Consider the following 15,989-nt stretch of genomic DNA (forward strand, 5'->3'; position numbering starts at 1 on the left):
GGCTGCGTGGGGCGCGGCCAGATCGTCCCTCGCTCCCCTCAGACCCGCGTGACCCGGTCGACGAGCGCGGAGGTCGCCACCATCGTCGTGAACCGCGCGACGCCCGGCACCCGGGCGAGCGTGCGGCGCAGCAGGACGTCGAGCGCCTCGACGTCCTGCACGTCGACGCGGATCAGGTAGTCGATGTCGCCGGTGACGTGGTGGCAGCTCACGAGACCGGCCAGGTCGACGATGTGCCGCTCGAACCGGCCGACGGTGTTGGCGGTGTGGTCGACGAGCGTCACCGCGAGGTGCACGACCAGGGCGCGGTCGACCGCCTCCGGGTCGAGCACGGCCCGGTAGCCGCGCACGACCTCCTCGCTCTCGAGGCGCCGCAGCCGCCGCTGCGCCGACGACGCCGAGATCGACACGGCCTCCGCGAGGTCGGCGATGCTCGATCTCCCGTGGTCGGCGAGGTGATCGAGGATCCGCCGGTCGACGCGGTCGAGGGTCGGCTGGGTGGATCGTGCACGATGCGGCGCCGTCATGGGGACATCGTGCACCTCGGCGGGCTTCTGACTCGAAGATCGCCCGACATCACCCGCCCACGCGGGCGCATCGTGGAGTCATGACGGGAGGCATGTCGCGACGGACGGCGTTGGCAGCGATGACCCTGGCCGGCGCGGGGTGGGGAGCGGTGTTCGTGGCGCCCGAGCTGGCGCCGCTCGCCCCCGCGCTGCTGCTGGCGATGGGACGGTTCGTGGCGTTCGGGGCGGTGTCGCTGCCCCAGGCGCGCGCGGTGCTGCGCGCCGACGTCCCCTGGGGCCGCGTGGTCGCCCACGCCGTCACCGGCTCGCTGCTCTACTACGCCCTCGTCGCGCTGTCGGTGCGCCTCGCCGGCCCGACCATCGCCGTCGCGACCATCGGGCTCGTCCCGGTGGTGATGGCGCTGCTGTCCAACCGGCGCGGGACGGCGGGCGTGTGGGCGCTGCTGCCGGCCCTGGCGCTGGTCGGCGTCGGGCAGGTGCTCGTGCACCTCACCCCGGTGCCGGGCCCCGGCGGGTGGTCCGCGGTGGTCGGGACCGTGCTCGCGCTGGTCGCCGTGGCCTCGTGGAGCTGGTACGGCATCGACTCGCACCGCCTGATCGCCGCGCGCCCCGACCTGGGCCCCGTGCTCGCCGGCGCCCAGGGACTGGCCGCGGGCGTGCTCGCGCTGCCCGTGGCGATCTGGCTGGTCGCGACCCAGGGCGTGCCCGCGGAGCCGGTGCGCGCGCTGCTCGTCGTGCTGTTCCTGGGACTGGTGTCCTCGTGGCTGGCGGTGCGGGCGTGGCACGCCGCCGCGGCCCGGCTCTCGCCGGTGCTGGTCAGCCAGCTCATGGCGCTCGAGACCGCCTGGGGCTTCGTGTTCGCGGCCCTGCTCGCCGGCTCCGTGCCCGGCCCGGTGGCCCTGCTCGGCGAGGTGGCCCTCGTCGCCGGCGTCGCCCTGGCGGTGGTGACCGACGGGCACCGGGAGCGGCGCGAGGCGCGCGCGTACTCGGCCGGCGAGGTGGGTCAGCCTGGCGGCCACGCTGACGTTGAACGTCAGGAAAGCCCCCACGATCACATCGCCCGTCACGGTGCGCCCGGCTCGTCGGCGAGCACCGCCCGCGCCACGCGCAGCGCCGCGTCCCTGATGCGCGACGAGCGCGGGTCCTCGGCCGAGGAGTGCGCGACGGCCTCGAGCAGCGCGCACACCTCGAATCCGGCGTAGTCGCCGGCGAGGCCGGCGTAGCGGCCGATGGCCACGCGGCGCCGGAGGACGGCGGCGGCGCGGTCGATGGTCTCGGCGTCGAGGCGCGCACGGGCGCGGCGGTGGTCGACGGAGGACATGGCGGGCTCCCTCGGGGCAGGCACGACCGGATCGGCGGTGCCGCGGGGGAAGCGCGACGCCGACCAGTGTGCCCGCGACCCCCGACAGCGCGGGGTCCCCAGCGGGAGCGAGGGCGTCCTTGAGTGCGTGGGACGCAGCGAGGGAGTCCCTCGCTCCCACCACCCGCGCCGACCCCGGCAGAGCGAGGGCGTCCCCGACTGCGCAGAACGCAGCCAGGGAGTCCCTCGCTCCTCCCACCCGCGCCCTACGCCGCCGGCCACCGCACGATCAGGCGCGTGCCCCCGTCCGGCGACGTCGTCGCCCGCGTCGTCCCGTGTCGTCCGGCCACCAGGCGCCCGACCAGCGCCAGCCCGAGCCCGCTGCCCTCGCCCGCGTCGGGCTGGAGGCGGGTGAAGCGGTCGAAGACCCGGGCGCGGTCGGCGGGCGGGATCCCGGGGCCGTCGTCGTCGATCAGCAGGCGCACCCACCGCCCGGCCGGCACCACCGAGACGTGCACGACGGTCGCGGCGTGCCGGCGGGCGTTGGCGAGGACGTTGTCGAGCACGATCGCCACCTCGGCCGGCGTCGCGGCGACCGCGACGGGCATCGGCGCCCACAGCGTCATCGCGAGCAGCGGCTCCTCGGACAGGCGGGCGAAGGCGTCGCCGACGGCGTCGACGAGGTCCACCGGCCGCGCGGGCATCCGCTCGCCGGCGTCGGCCCGCGCGAGCGCCAGCAGGTCCCCGACCAGCCCGGACAGGCGCTCGGCCTCGCGCGCCACCGACCGCCACGTCTCGTCCGCGGGTGTTCCGTGCGGGTGCGCGACGGCCACGTCGGCCTGGGCGCGCAGGGCCGCGATGGGCGAGCGCAGCTCGTGCGCGGCCTCGCTGGTGAAGCGCTCGAGGCGCGCGACGGCGTCGTCCCGGCGGGCCAGCAGCTCGTTGATCTCGACGGCGAGGGCGGCGAGCTCGTCGCGGGCCGGCGGCACGGGCAGGCGCTCACCCGGCGGCAGCGCGGCGGCCGCGGCGCGCATCCGGCCGACCGGGCGCAGCGCCAGCCGCGTCACGGTCCACGTCCCGGCGATCACGGCGACGGCGCCGAGCAGGGCGGTGGTCACCAGCCCGCGGGCGCCGTCGGCGAACAGCTCCGCGGCGCCGACCTGGTCGCGCGAGGCGAGGACCAGCCGTGGCGACCCGTCCGGCGCCGGGACGGGCACGGCGACCCAGCGCTGCGGCCCGTCCGGTTCGCCGGGCACCGTCACCGGCCGGCCCGCGCCGAGCCGGCGGACGGCGTCGGCGTCCACCGGGCGCGGCCCGCGGCCGTCGACGGGCGCTCCCGCGACGTCCACCACCCGGACCCCCGGGGGCGGCGCCGACCCGGACGCGACCGCCCCCGTGGCCGCGGCCGCGCGTTCGCGCAGCGCGTCGTCCCCGCCGGTCACGGCCGCCGAGAAGAGCAGCCCACCGGCCACCCGCCCCAGCGCGAGCAGCGCGACGACGGTGAACACCCCGACGACCAGGGTGATCCGCGCCGACACCGGGAGACGCGCCCACCACCGCCTCACGACGGGCCGAGCCGGTACCCGCGCCCGCGCTCGGTCCGCACGAGGTCGCCGGCCCCGACGGCGGCGAGCTTGCGGCGCAGGTAGCCGACGTACACCTCGACGACGTTGCGGCTCGCCGACCCGCCGCCACCCCACACGGCGGCCAGCAGCTCGTCCTTGGTGAGCACGCCGTCGGGGTGGACGGCCAGGGCGTGGAGCACGGCGAACTCGCGCTCCGAGAGCTCCACGTCGCGGCCCTGCCAGGTGGTCGACCGCGTCCCCGGGTCGAGGCGCAGCCCGCCGCGCTCCACCCGCGCCGCCGCCGGGCCCGAGCGGCGCAGCATCGCGCGCAGCTGGGCGACGAGCACGACGAACGAGAACGGCTTGACGAGGTAGCCGTCGGCGCCGAGGTCGAGCCCGTCGGCCTGGTCGACCTCGCCGTCCTTGGCCGAGAGCAGCAGCACCGGCGTCGCGATCCCGTCGCGGCGCAGCGCCTCGAGCACCCGGTAGCCCGAGAGCCCGGGCAGCATGATGTCGAGGACGACGGCGTCGTAGGAGCCGGTCGCGGCCTCCCGCAGGCCGGTGTCGCCGTCGGCGACCGCGTGCACGTCCATGCCCTCGGCGCCGAGCCCGCGGGTCAGGGCGTCGCGCACCCCGGGCTCGTCGTCGACCACCAGCACCCTGGGCACGACACCGACGGTAGGGCCTCCCCCGACACCGGACGCTGAGAGCGTCTCAGCGAGCGCCCGACACGATGGGGTCATGGGACGCAGGGGCTGGGTCGGGGCAGGGCTCGGAGCGGGGTTGGTGGCCGCGATCGGCATCGGGCTGGTGGTCGCGCCGGCCGGTGCCGCCGCGGCGCCGCCGCTGCCGCCGGTGAGCCCGGAGGACCTCGTGTCCTCGGTGATGACCGCCCAGCGCGGCCCGTTCGCCGGGGAGGTCGAGGTCGACAACGCCCTCGGGCTGCCCGCCGTCCCCGGCGTGCCACAGCTCGCGAACGGCACCTCGACGATCCGCGTGTGGTCCGGCGGGGAGGACCGCGGTCGCGTCGCGATCCCGTCGCCCGAGGGCGAGCGCACGCTGGTCTCCGACGGCACGACGCGCTGGGCCTACGACTCGCAGGACCGCACCGCGACGCGCTCGCCGGTCGGTGACCACCGGGGTCCACCGGAGGGCCAGGCCCAGCAGGATCCGACGGCCGCGGCCACCGAGGCCATCGCGACCCTGCGCCGGACGAGCACCGTCGCGGTCGACGGCACCGCCGAGGTCGCCGGGCGGGCGGCGTACCAGCTGGTCCTGACCCCGCAGCCCACCGAGCGCACGCTGCTGCGCGAGGTACGGGTCGCGGTCGACGCCGAGACGCGCCTGCCGCTGCAGCTCACCGTGCTCGCCCAGGGCGCGGGCGAGCCGGCGCTCCGGGTCGGGTTCTCCGAGATCACCTACGGCCCGCAGGACCCGTCGCTGTTCACCTTCACCCCGCCGCCCGGCACCACCGTGCGCGACGGCCAGGACCGCCAGCGCCCCGACGGGCAGCAGGAGCGCCCCGAGGGGCAGCGCCAGACCGTCGGCGACGGCTGGGACAGCGTGATCGTCGGGCAGGCCCCGGCCCGCGAGGGCGGGCAGCAGCAGCGCCCCGAGGGCGCGCCGGACCTCACCGCGCTCGGCACCCCGGTCAACGGCCCGTGGGGCAGCGGTCGCGTGATCACCACGGCGGTCGCCACCGTGATCATCACCGACGACGGCCGGATCGCCGCCGGCGCGGTGCCCCAGCAGGTGCTCACCGAGGCCCTGACCCGGTGACGGCGGCGACCTCCAGCCCGCCGACGGAGGAGGCCGCGTCGCCCGCCGACGCGGTCGCCGCCCGGGTCCGCGGGCTGCGCAAGACATTCGGGTCGACGGTCGCGATCGACGACGTCGACCTCGACGTCCCCGCCGGCGCAGTCCTCGGGATGCTCGGGCCCAACGGGTCGGGCAAGACCACCCTCATCCGGATGCTGCTCGGGCTCACGCGCCCGAGCGCCGGGACGGTGGAGCTGCTCGGGCACGGCGGCGATGACCTCGCCGCCGCGCTGCCCGACGTCGGCGCGCTCGTCGAGGGCCCCGGCTTCCACCCGTTCCTCTCCGGGCGCGACAACCTCCTGCGCTGCGCGGCCGCCGAGCCCCGCCTCGACGGCGATCTGCGCGGGCCCGTCGACGCGGCGCTCGAGCGGGTCGGGCTCGCCGACGCCGCCCGCCGTCGCTACCGGGGCTACTCGCTGGGCATGAAGCAGCGCCTCGGGCTCGCGGCCGCGCTGCTCGTGCCGCGGAAGCTGGCGGTGCTCGACGAGCCCACCAACGGGCTCGACCCGGCCGGCACGCGCGACGTGCGCCGGGTCGTCGCCGACCTGCGGGACGCGGGCGCGACGGTGCTGCTGTCGTCGCACCTGCTCGCCGAGGTCGAGGCGGTGTGCACCCACGTCGCCGTGCTGCAGACCGGGACGCTGCTGGTGTCCGGCGAGCTGCGCGCGCTGCTGGACGCGGACGCCGGAGGCCTGGTCGTCAGCACCCCCGACGTCGACGACGCGATCCTCGCGCTGCGCGAGGCGGGCGCGCCGTCGTACCGGGCGGAGGGCGGCGTCGCGGTGCCGCCCGGCTCGCTCGAGGCGCCCGAGATCGTGGCGGCGCTCGTGGGGGCCGGCGTCGCGGTGTGGGAGGTCCACCGCCGCCGCGCCCACCTCGAGGAGCTCTTCGCCCGCCTGACCGAGGAGGACGCGTGACGACGGCAGCGACCGCGACGGGGTCGACCGCAGTGTCCGCGGCGGCCACCCGCACCACGGCCCCGCTGGGCAGGCTCGCGGCCGCCGAGGTCCGCTGGGTCCTGCGCCGGCCGCGCACGCTGGTCCTGCTCGTGCTGCTGGGGCTGATCCCGATCGCGCTCGGGGTGGGCATCGCGCTCACCGGCGGGCCGGGCGGCGACGACGGCGACGGGCCCGGCCTCGTGGCCGCGGTCGCGGGCAACGGGCTGGTCCTGCCGATCGCCGCGCTCGGGCTGGCGCTCGCGCTGCTCCTGCCGCTCACGGTGGCCACCGCGGCCGCCGACGCCCTGGCCGGCGAGTCCGCCCACGGCACGCTGCGCGGGCTCCTGCTGGCGCCCGTCGGCCGGACCCGGCTGGTCGTCATGAAGGCCGTCGGCGTGCTCGCGGTCGCGGTCCTGGCCGTCGCGATCCTCGCCGTGGTCGGCGTGATCACCGGGATGGTCGTCGTCGGCGGCCCGAGCGGCACCCTGATCACGCTGTCCGGCACGACGCTCGGGCTCGGCGAGGCCCTCGGGCGGGTCGGGCTCGTCGCGGCCTGGACCGTCGTGCAGCTCCTCGCCGTCGCCGCGATCGCGCTGGCGATCTCGTCGTTCACCGAGCACCCGCTCGTCGTGCTCGCGGCCGTGCTCGGCGGGCTGATCGTCTTCGGGGTGCTCGCGGCGATCCCGTCGCTCGAGTGGCTCCAGCCCCTGCTGCTGACCTCGGGCTGGGGAGCCGGCGCCGACGCGCTGCGCGACCCGCTCCCGCTCGACGACCTGGCCTCGAGCAGCCTGCGGGCGCTGGTCTACCTGGTGCCGGGCGTCGCCGTGACGGTGTGGCGGATGCGCCGCCGGGACGGGTAGGCGCCGCACCCCGGGGTCGTCGCGCGTGCCCGGACGGCGGTGCCCATGATGGGCGCCATGACGACGCTGCTCGCTGCGCTGCTCGACGGGGGCCTCGACGATCCCGAGGCGATCCGGGTCGGCGACGTCGCGATGTCGGGACCCGAGCTGGTCGGCGCGGCGGCCGTGGTCGCCGACCAGATCGTGGACCGCCCCGACGAGGGCCCCGTCGCCGTGCTCGCCGAGCCGACGGCGCAGACGATCGTGGCGATGGTCGGTGGCCTGCTCGCCGGCGTGCCCGTCGTGCCGGTCCCGCCCGACACCGGGCCGGGCGAGCGGGGCCACGTGCTCACCGACTCGGGGGCCTCGCTGTGGATCGGGCGCCGGCCGCCGGAGGTCACGCTGCCGGTGCGCCAGGTCGACATCAGCCGGCGCAGCGGCGACGTCTCCCGCGAGGCCCCGAACGACGGGGCGGCGCTGATCCTCTACACCTCGGGGACGACCGGCGCGCCCAAGGGCGTGCTGCTGTCCCGGGCGGCGATGGCGGCCGGCCTCGACGGTCTCGCCGACGCGTGGGAGTGGACCGAGGACGACACGCTCGCCCACGGCCTGCCCCTGTTCCACGTGCACGGCCTCGGGCTCGGGGTGTTCGGCGCGCTGCGGATCGGGTCGCGCCTCGTGCACGTCGGGCGCCCGAAGCCGGAGCTCTACGCCGGCGCCGTCCGCGACCACGGCGCCAGCCTGCTGTTCGGGGTCCCGACGATCTGGTCGCGCATCGCGAACGACCCGGAGTCCGCGGCGGTCCTGCGCTCGGCGCGCCTGCTCGTCTCCGGCAGCGCGCCGCTGCCCGTGCCGGTGTTCGAGCGCCTCCGCGAGCTCACCGGTCAGGCGCCCGTCGAGCGCTACGGGATGAGCGAAACCATGATCACCCTGTCGGTCCGGGCCGACGGCGAGCGCCGCCCGGGCTGGGTCGGCGAGCCCGTCGCCGGGGTGTCGACGCGCCTGGTCTCCACCGACGAGGAGACCGAGGGCGCGCTGCTCCCGCACGACGGCGAGACGATCGGCGAGCTGCAGCTCCAGGGCCCCGGGCTCTTCGACGGCTACCTCGGCCGGCCCGAGGCGACCGCCGAGACGTGGACGAAGGACGGCTGGTTCCGCACCGGCGACGCCGCGGTGATCGACGCCGGCGGGTACCACCGGATCGTCGGCCGGCGCTCCGTCGACCTGATCAAGACCGGCGGCTACCGCGTCGGCGCCGGCGAGATCGAGACCGCGCTGCTCGAGCACGCGGGCATCAGCGAGGCCGCCGTGGTCGGCGAGCCCGACGACGACCTGGGCCAGCGGATCGTCGCCCACGTCGTCGTCGCCGGCGACCCCGTCGACCCCGAGGAGGTCATCGCCTTCGTCGCCGACCGCCTCTCCGCCCACAAGCGCCCCCGCGAGATCCGCGTCGTCGACGCCCTGCCCCGCAACGCGATGGGCAAGGTGCAGAAGGCGCGCCTCTGACGTACGTGCGTGATCTTCTGAGCTATAGCTCAGAAGATCACGCACGTGGGCGGCGAGCGCGCAGGACGGCGTCGTAGAGGAAGCCGGGGCGCCCGTCGGGTTGCACGCCGGTGCGGGCACGACGCTCGGCGACCTCGATCGTCCAGCCGGCCAGGGCGTCCCCGAGCTCGGCGACGAGCTGCTCGGCGGTCGCGAAGAACTCCGGCGGGTGGTGGTGGGCGAACTCCTCGGGCATGCCCTCCGGGTCGTGCCCGACGAGCAGCAGCCGCCCGCCCGGCGCCACTGCGCCCGCGAGCCTCGCGAAGATCGGCGGGCGGACGTCGGTCCACAGCTGCATGAAGTGCGCGGTGACGAGGTCGTGGGTGCCGGGGACGGGGTCGTGGAGGACGTCGACGCGCGTGGTCGTCACCCGGTCGGCGACGCCCTCGGCCTGCGCCCGCGCCGCCACCCGCGCCAGCCCGACCTCCGAGACGTCGATCGCCGTGACCGTCCAGCCGCGCGCGGCGAGCCAGACCGCGTCGCCCCCCTCGCCGCTGCCCACGTCGAGCGCGGTGCCGGGTGCGAGGTCGGCGGCCTCCTGCACGAGCACGGCGTTCGGCTCGCCGCTCCAGATCTTCTCGGCGCTGCGGTAGCGCTCGTCCCAGAACGCGGCGGTGAACTGGTCGTGGGTGCTCATGCGGCGTCCTTCCGGTACCGCGCGACGGCCCGCGCGATGTCCTCGTCCACGAGGTCGGCGTTGATCCGGGCGCCCGCCAGCGTGCCCTCGGCGGCGGCCGCGACGACCTGCGCGGACAGGTTGCCGACGTTGCCCGCGACCCACACGCCGGGGACGGCGGTCAGGCCGGTCGCGTCGACGGTGGCGACGTGGCGCCCGCCGATCGGGTGGTCGAGGACCTCGACGCCGAGGTCGGTGAGCACCCCGCTGCGCGCGACGAAGCGCGGTCCGACGACGAGCGCCTGGCGGGCGACGACTCGACCGTCGGCCAGGCGCGCGCCGACCAGCCGGCCGTCGGTGATCTCGAGGCCCACGACCTCCTCGTCGATCACGGCGACGTCCAGCGCGGCGAGCTGCTCGGCCTCCTGCGCGGTGAGCGCGGGCGCGTGGTGGCGCAGGTAGACGAGGTCGTCGGTGAGCTGGGAGAACAGCTTGACCTGGTGGAGGGCGTTCGGCCCGGTGCCGAGCACCGCGACCGCCCGGTCGCGGACCTCCCACCCGTGGCAGTACGGGCAGTGCAGCACGTCGTGGCCCCAGAGCTCGCGGACGCCGGGGAGGTCGGGCAGCTCGTCGACCAGGCCGGTGGCGACGAGCAGCCGGCGCGCGTGCAGCGTGTCGCCGTCGGCGGTGTCGACGGCGAAGAGGTCGCCGACGCGGCGGGCGGCCACCGCGGTGCCCGCGCGGATCTCGCCGCCGTACGACTCGACCTCGGCGCGCCCGAGGCGCACGAGCTCGGCGGGCGGCAGGCCGTCGCGGGTGAGGAAGGCGTGCACCCCGTCGGCCGGGGCGTTGCGGGGCTCGCCGGCGTCGAGGACGAGCACGGAGCGGCGGGAGCGGGCGAGGGTCAGCGCGCCGGACAGGCCGGCCGCACCGCCCCCGATGACGAGGACGTCGAGGGGGTCGTGGGTCATGTCGACCAGAGTGCGACGGCGCCCGGCGCGGGACGAGGATTCTTGCCAGAATGGCAACGTGACCGAGGACGTGCTGGACGAGCTGGGCGCCCGCCTCGCCACCCGGCGCCGCCGCGAGGGGCTGGGCCTCGCCGAGCTCTCCGAGCGCACCGGGATCTCCACGAGCACGCTCTCGCGCCTCGAGAACGGCGGCCGGCGCGCCACGCTCGAGCTGCTGCTCCCGCTCGCCACGGTCTACGGCACCGGGATCGACGAGCTGATCGGGATCCGGGAGGCCACGCCGGCCCGCGACGAGCCGGTCTCGCGCAGCGAGGACACCGTGATGTACCGGCTGTCCCGCAGTCCCGGACAGCCCGCGGCGTACAAGTTCGTCTTCTCCCCGGCCCGGAACACCCCGCCCGCGGAGCTCCCGACCCACCAGGGCTGGGAGTGGGTCTACGTGCTCGCGGGGCGCCTGCGCGTGATCAACGGCGACGACGACCTCCTGCTGCGTACCGGCGAGGCCACCGAGATCGACACCCGCCGCCCGCACTGGCTGGGCAGCACCGGCGACGGGCCGGTCGAGGTCCTCGCGCTCTTCGGACGTCAGGGCGAGCGCGTGCACATGCGAGGGGCTCCGCCCAGGTGAGTGACATGGGTCGCCGGGACAACCCATATCACTCACCTGGGCGCAGCCCATCTCGAACGATTCCGCTCGCTCACACCGGTGGCCTGTCGCACGGTCGGGAAACGGTGGGTAGCGACCGTTCTACGATCCGGCGCATGACATCGGGCGGGACACGGAGCGCAGCGGAGCTGGACCCCTCCGCCCAGCTGGACGACGAGGCCCCGGAGGAGCTCACGCTGGCCGGGGAGTTCGACGCCCCGACGCGCGAGCAGTGGCGTGAGCTGGTCGCCGGGGTGCTGGCGAAGTCCGGGCGCGAGGTCTCGCCGGAGGAGGCGGAGGCGGCGCTCGCGACCGTCACCGACGACGACATCACCATCGCCGGGCTGTACGCCGCCGAGGACGTGCCGGGCGTCGACACCGGCGTGCCGGGCCTGCCGCCGTTCGTGCGCGGCGCGCGGCCCGAGGGCCAGGTCGCCGACGGGTGGCTGGTCCGCCAGCGCCACGCCTTCGCCGCCGACGCCGACCTCGGCGACGCCCACGACGTCCTCATGGCCGAGCTGGAGAACGGCGTCTCGTCGCTCTGGCTGGTGCTCGGCGACGCCGGCGGGCCGCCCGTCGACGCGCTGCCGACGCTGCTGGAGGGCGTGTTCGTCGACCTCGCGCCGATCGCGCTCGAGGCAGGCCGCGACACCCCGGCCGCCGCGGACGCCCTGCTGCGCTTCGCCGAGCAGGCCGGGTCCGGGGCCGTCGGCGGCTCGCTCGGCTACGACCCGCTGCTCGCCCGCACCCAGGGCGGGCCGGCGCTGGAGCAGCAGTACACCGACGCCCTCCTCGAGCACGCGCGGACCGCCGCCCGGAGCCACCCCGCGCTGCGGACCGTCGTCGCCGACGCTCTGCCCTACCACCGCGCGGGCGGCAGCGACGCGCAGGAGCTCGGCGCTGCCCTGGCCGCGGGCGTGCACGCACTGCGCCTGCTCACCGAGGCGGGTCTCGACACCGACGACGCCTTCCGGAGGATCGAGTTCCGCTTCGCCGCCACCGCCGACCAGTTCGCCACGCTCGCCAAGCTCCGCGCCGCGCGCCGCTGCTGGGAGCGCATCGGTGACGTCAGCGGGGCCTCCGAGAGCGCCCGGGCGATGGAGCAGCACGCCGTCACGTCGCCGGCGATGGTCACCCGCCGCGACCCGTGGGTGAACATGCTGCGCACCACCGTCGCGGCCGTCGGCGCCGGGCTCGGCGGGGCCGGCGCGGTCACCGTGCTGCCCTTCGACAGCGAGCTGGGCCGCCCCGACGAGGCCGCCCGCCGCCTCGCGCGCAACACGCAGGCGCTGCTGCTCGAGGAGTCGCACCTCGCGCACGTCATCGACCCGGCGGGCGGCTCCTGGTACGTCGAGTCGCTCACCGACGCGCTGGCCCACGCCGGGTGGGAGGAGTTCACGCGCATCGAGCGCGACGGCGGCATCGAGGCGGTCCTCGACGACGGCAGCCTGCTCGCCCGCCTCGACGCGACCTGGGAGCAGCGCGCGACGCGGATCGCGAAGCGCCAGGACCCGATCACCGGCGTCAGCGAGTTCCCCAACCTGCACGAGGAGCTCCCGCAGCGTCCCCCGCAGCCGATCACCGAGCACGACGGCGGGCTGCCGCGACGCCGCTACGCCCAGGTCTTCGAGGAGCTGCGCGACCGGGCCGACGCCGCGGACGAGCGCCCCACGGTCTTCCTCGCGACCGTCGGCAAGCTCGCCGAGTACACCGCTCGCGCGTCGTTCACCACGAACCTGCTCCACGCCGGCGGGATCGCGACCACCGACGGCCCCGGCGGCACCGACCCGCAGGAGATCGCCGCCGCGTTCCGCGAGGCCGGCACCCCGGTGGCGGTGATCGCGTCGTCGGACAAGGTCTACGACCAGCACGCCGCGGACGTCGCGGCCGCCCTGCGCGAGGCCGGGGCGACGCGCATCCTGCTCGCGGGCAGGAAGGACGTCGAGGGCGTCGACAGCACCCTCTACGCCGGGTGCGACGCCGCGGCCGTCCTCGACGACACCCTGAAGGCGCTGGAGGTCCGATGAGCATCCCGAACTTCGGCGACGTAGAGCTGGGCACGCCCGAGGCCCCGTCGCGCGACTGGGAGTCCGCGCTCGAGGAGGCCACGGGCAAGGGCGCCGAGGACCTCGTCTGGGAGACCCCCGAGGGCATCGGGGTCAAGCCGCTCTACACCGACGCGGACCTCGAGGGCCTCGATTTCCTGCGCACCTACCCGGGCGTCACGCCGTACCTGCGCGGGCCGTACCCGACGATGTACGTGACCCAGCCCTGGACCGTGCGCCAGTACGCCGGGTTCTCGACGGCGGCGGAGTCGAACGCCTTCTACCGGCGCAACCTCGCCGCCGGGCAGAAGGGGCTGTCGGTCGCGTTCGACCTGCCCACCCACCGCGGCTACGACTCCGACAACCCCCGGGTGTCCGGTGACGTCGGCATGGCCGGGGTGTCGATCGACTCGATCCTCGACATGCGCCAGCTCTTCGACGGCATCCCGCTGGACCGCATGTCGGTGTCGATGACCATGAACGGGGCCGTGCTCCCGGTGATGGCGCTCTACGTCGCCGCCGCCGAGGAGCAGGGGGTGTCGCCGGAGCAGCTGGCCGGGACCATCCAGAACGACATCCTCAAGGAGTTCATGGTCCGCAACACCTACATCTACCCGCCGAAGCCGTCGATGCAGATCATCTCGGACATCTTCAGCTACACCAGCGAGAAGATGCCGAAGTTCAACTCGATCTCCATCTCCGGCTACCACATCCAGGAGGCCGGCGCGTCGGCCGACCTGGAGCTGGCGTACACGCTGGCCGACGGGGTGGAGTACCTGCGGGCCGGCAGCAACGCCGGCCTCGACGTGGACAGGTTCGCGCCGCGCCTCTCGTTCTTCTGGGGCATCGGCATGAACTACTTCATGGAGATCGCCAAGCTGCGGGCCGCGCGGCTGCTGTGGGCCAAGCTCGTGCACGCGTTCGGCGCGCAGAACCCCAAGTCCCTGAGCCTGCGCACGCACAGCCAGACGTCCGGCTGGTCGCTCACCGCCCAGGACGTCTACAACAACGTCGTCCGCACCTGCGTCGAGGCGATGGCCGCGACGCAGGGCCACACCCAGTCGCTGCACACCAACGCCCTCGACGAGGCGCTGGCGCTGCCCACCGACTTCTCCGCCCGCATCGCGCGCAACACCCAGCTGCTGCTCCAGCAGGAGTCGGGCACGACGCGCACCGTCGACCCCTGGGGCGGCTCGGCGTACGTCGAGCGGCTGACCCGCGAGCTCGCCGGCCGCGCGTGGGCGCACATCCAGGAGGTCGAGTCCACCGGCGGCATGGCGCAGGCGATCGACGAGGGCCTGCCGAAGATGCGCATCGAGGAGGCCGCCGCGCGCACCCAGGCGCGCATCGACTCCGGGCGCCAGCCGCTGATCGGCGTCAACAAGTACCCGCTGACCTCCGGCGAGGAGGTCGACGTCCTCAAGGTCGACAACAAGGACGTGCTGCGCCAGCAGGTCGAGCGCCTGCGCGAGCTGCGGGAGGACCGCGACGACGAGGCGGTCCGCTCGGCGCTGCAGCAGCTGACGAACGCCGCCCGCGCCGCCGACGAGGGCAACCGTGAGAGCGGTCTCGACGGCAACCTGCTCAAGCTCGCCATCGACGCCGCGCGCGCCAAGGCGAGCGTCGGGGAGATCTCCGACGCGCTCGAGGAGGTCTACGGCCGGCACCGCTCGGACGTCCGGACGATCTCCGGGGTCTACCGTGACGAGGTGGGCGAGAACTCCGCCGTGGAGAACGCGCGCCAGGCGGCGCAGCGGTTCGAGGAGGCCGAGGGCCGCCGGCCCCGCATCCTCGTCGCGAAGATGGGCCAGGACGGGCACGACCGCGGGCAGAAGGTCATCGCCACCGCGTTCGCCGACCTCGGCTTCGACGTCGACGTGGGCCCGCTGTTCCAGACGCCCGCCGAGGTCGCGCGCCAGGCCGTCGAGTCCGACGTGCACGTCGTCGGCGTCTCGTCGCTGGCCGCCGGGCACCTGTCGCTGGTCCCGGCGCTGCGCGACGAGCTCGCCGAGGCGGGCGCCGAGGAGATCCTCATCGTCGCCGGCGGCGTCATCCCGCCGGGCGACCACCAGGAGCTCCTCGACAACGGCGCCGCCGCGATCTTCGGGCCGGGCACGGTGATCGCGGAGGCCGCGACCCAACTGCTCGGGACGCTGACCGAGCGCCTGGGGCACGGCTCGTCGTAGTGGACCTCGAGAAGTACGTCGAGGGCGTCCGGTCCGGTTCCCGGCTCTGGATCGGGCGGGCGATCACGCTCGTCGAGTCCACGCGGCCCGACCACCGCGAGGCCGCGCAGGAGCTGCTCGTCGAGCTGCTCCCGCACGCGGGCGGGGCGCGGCGGATCGGCATCTCCGGCGTGCCCGGGGTCGGGAAGTCGACGTTCATCGGCGCGCTCGGATCGACGCTGACGGCCGCCGGGTCGAAGGTCGCGGTGCTGGCCGTGGACCCGTCCTCGACGCGGTCGGGCGGCTCGATCCTCGGCGACAAGACCCGCATGAACGAGCTGGCCACCGACGACGACGCGTTCATCCGGCCCTCGCCGACCGCCGGGACGCTCGGCGGCGTCGCCAAGGCCACCCGCGAGACGATGGTCGTGATGGAGGCGGCCGGCCACGACGTCGTCATCGTCGAGACCGTCGGCGTCGGGCAGTCCGAGACGACCGTTGCGCAGATGGTCGACTCGTTCCTCTTCCTGACGCTCGCGCGCACCGGCGACTCCCTGCAGGGCATCAAGCGCGGCATCCTCGAGATCGCCGACGTCATCGCCGTGAACAAGGCGGACGGGCCGCACGCGCGGGAGGCCAAGCGCGCCGCGCGGGAGCTGGAGCAGGCGCTGGCGATGCTGCGGGGGGAGCGCGAGACCTGGAAGGTGCCGGTGCTGACCTGCAGCGCCGCCGAGAGGACCGGGCTCGACGACGTGTGGTCGGCGCTCGTGCGCCACCAGGAGCACCTCGAGTCCGAGGGCGGGCTGGACGAAAAGCGCGCCCGCCAGCAGGTCGACTGGACCTGGCAGATGGTGCGCGACCGCCTCCTCGACCGGCTGAAGGACCACCCCGACGTCAAGGGCATGCGCGGCGAGCTCGAGCGCGAGGTCGAGGCGGGCGAGCTCACCCCCGCCCTGGCCGCCGACCGGATCCTCGACTCGTTCCTTGAGTCCTGACTCATATAAGTCGATACTG

Annotated in this window: 14 protein-coding genes; 9 read left to right on the plus strand and 5 right to left on the minus strand. The window is 75.5% G+C overall.

The features are described 5' to 3' along the window. Positions 1–38: 38 nt before the first annotated feature. Positions 39–527: an Lrp/AsnC family transcriptional regulator gene (locus tag WCD58_RS07540; RefSeq protein ID WP_337701203.1), complete on the minus strand. Its 489-nt coding sequence runs from the start codon at positions 525–527 to the stop codon at positions 39–41. A gap of 80 nt (positions 528–607) precedes the next feature. On the opposite strand from WCD58_RS07540, the gene WCD58_RS07545 reads away from it, so the two are divergent. Then, positions 608–1,729, plus strand: a complete 1,122-nt coding sequence (locus WCD58_RS07545; protein ID WP_337701205.1) for a DMT family transporter — start codon at positions 608–610, stop codon at positions 1,727–1,729. A 364-nt stretch (positions 1,730–2,093) separates the two neighbouring features. Here the strand turns inward: WCD58_RS07545 and WCD58_RS07550 are convergent, their stop codons facing one another. Both WCD58_RS07550 and WCD58_RS07555 read right to left on the minus strand, forming a co-directional pair. Further along, positions 2,094–3,365, minus strand: a complete 1,272-nt coding sequence (locus tag WCD58_RS07550) for a sensor histidine kinase (protein ID WP_337701208.1) — start codon at positions 3,363–3,365, stop codon at positions 2,094–2,096. Between the two features lie 23 nt (positions 3,366–3,388). Continuing rightward, positions 3,389–4,051 (minus strand): response regulator transcription factor, encoded by a 663-nt coding sequence (locus WCD58_RS07555; RefSeq protein ID WP_337702013.1) that lies wholly within the window; start codon positions 4,049–4,051, stop codon positions 3,389–3,391. Positions 4,052–4,133: 82 nt separating this feature from the next. Here WCD58_RS07555 and WCD58_RS07560 point away from each other — a divergent pair, with 82 nt between their 5' ends. Genes WCD58_RS07560 through WCD58_RS07575 form a run of 4 tightly spaced genes read left to right on the plus strand, consistent with a single transcriptional unit; the run spans position 4,134 to position 8,493 of the window. Beyond that, positions 4,134–5,171: a LolA family protein gene (locus tag WCD58_RS07560; RefSeq protein WP_337701210.1), complete on the plus strand. Its 1,038-nt coding sequence runs from the start codon at positions 4,134–4,136 to the stop codon at positions 5,169–5,171. Then, positions 5,168–6,127 (plus strand): ABC transporter ATP-binding protein, encoded by a 960-nt coding sequence (locus tag WCD58_RS07565; RefSeq protein WP_337701212.1) that lies wholly within the window; start codon positions 5,168–5,170, stop codon positions 6,125–6,127. Before WCD58_RS07560 ends, WCD58_RS07565 begins: the two co-directional genes overlap by 4 nt. After that, positions 6,124–7,008: an ABC transporter permease subunit gene (locus tag WCD58_RS07570; RefSeq protein ID WP_337701214.1), complete on the plus strand. Its 885-nt coding sequence runs from the start codon at positions 6,124–6,126 to the stop codon at positions 7,006–7,008. The genes WCD58_RS07565 and WCD58_RS07570 overlap by 4 nt, the downstream gene beginning before the upstream one ends. Positions 7,009–7,065: 57 nt before the next feature. Then, entirely contained in the window at positions 7,066–8,493 is a 1,428-nt protein-coding gene (locus tag WCD58_RS07575; protein WP_337701216.1) for an acyl-CoA synthetase, read from the plus strand. A 37-nt stretch (positions 8,494–8,530) separates the two neighbouring features. Here WCD58_RS07575 and WCD58_RS07580 read toward each other — a convergent pair whose 3' ends face one another. Beyond that, positions 8,531–9,169, minus strand: coding sequence for an SAM-dependent methyltransferase (locus tag WCD58_RS07580; RefSeq protein WP_337701218.1), 639 nt, complete (start codon positions 9,167–9,169; stop codon positions 8,531–8,533). Continuing rightward, the gene (locus WCD58_RS07585) at positions 9,166–10,119 is read right to left on the minus strand and encodes an NAD(P)/FAD-dependent oxidoreductase (RefSeq protein WP_337701220.1); all 954 of its coding nucleotides are present in this window, start codon (positions 10,117–10,119) and stop codon (positions 9,166–9,168) included. The genes WCD58_RS07580 and WCD58_RS07585 overlap by 4 nt, the downstream gene beginning before the upstream one ends. A gap of 58 nt (positions 10,120–10,177) precedes the next feature. On the opposite strand from WCD58_RS07585, the gene WCD58_RS07590 reads away from it, so the two are divergent. The 4 genes from WCD58_RS07590 to meaB all read left to right on the plus strand — a co-directional run bounded on the left by WCD58_RS07590 (position 10,178) and on the right by meaB (position 15,970). Next, entirely contained in the window at positions 10,178–10,747 is a 570-nt protein-coding gene (locus tag WCD58_RS07590) for a helix-turn-helix domain-containing protein (protein ID WP_337701222.1), read from the plus strand. Positions 10,748–10,881: 134 nt separating this feature from the next. After that, on the plus strand, positions 10,882–12,792 hold the full coding sequence (locus tag WCD58_RS07595) for a methylmalonyl-CoA mutase family protein (protein ID WP_337701224.1): 1,911 nt from the start codon (positions 10,882–10,884) through the stop codon (positions 12,790–12,792). Continuing rightward, positions 12,789–14,996, plus strand: a complete 2,208-nt coding sequence (gene scpA / locus WCD58_RS07600; protein WP_337701226.1) for a methylmalonyl-CoA mutase — start codon at positions 12,789–12,791, stop codon at positions 14,994–14,996. The genes WCD58_RS07595 and scpA overlap by 4 nt, the downstream gene beginning before the upstream one ends. Then, positions 14,996–15,970 (plus strand): methylmalonyl Co-A mutase-associated GTPase MeaB, encoded by a 975-nt coding sequence (gene meaB, locus WCD58_RS07605; RefSeq protein ID WP_337701227.1) that lies wholly within the window; start codon positions 14,996–14,998, stop codon positions 15,968–15,970. Before scpA ends, meaB begins: the two co-directional genes overlap by 1 nt. The last annotated feature ends 19 nt before the right edge of the window (positions 15,971–15,989 follow it).

This window comes from Actinomycetospora flava (assembly GCF_037400335.1).
GTDB classification, from domain to species: domain Bacteria; phylum Actinomycetota; class Actinomycetes; order Mycobacteriales; family Pseudonocardiaceae; genus Actinomycetospora; species Actinomycetospora flava.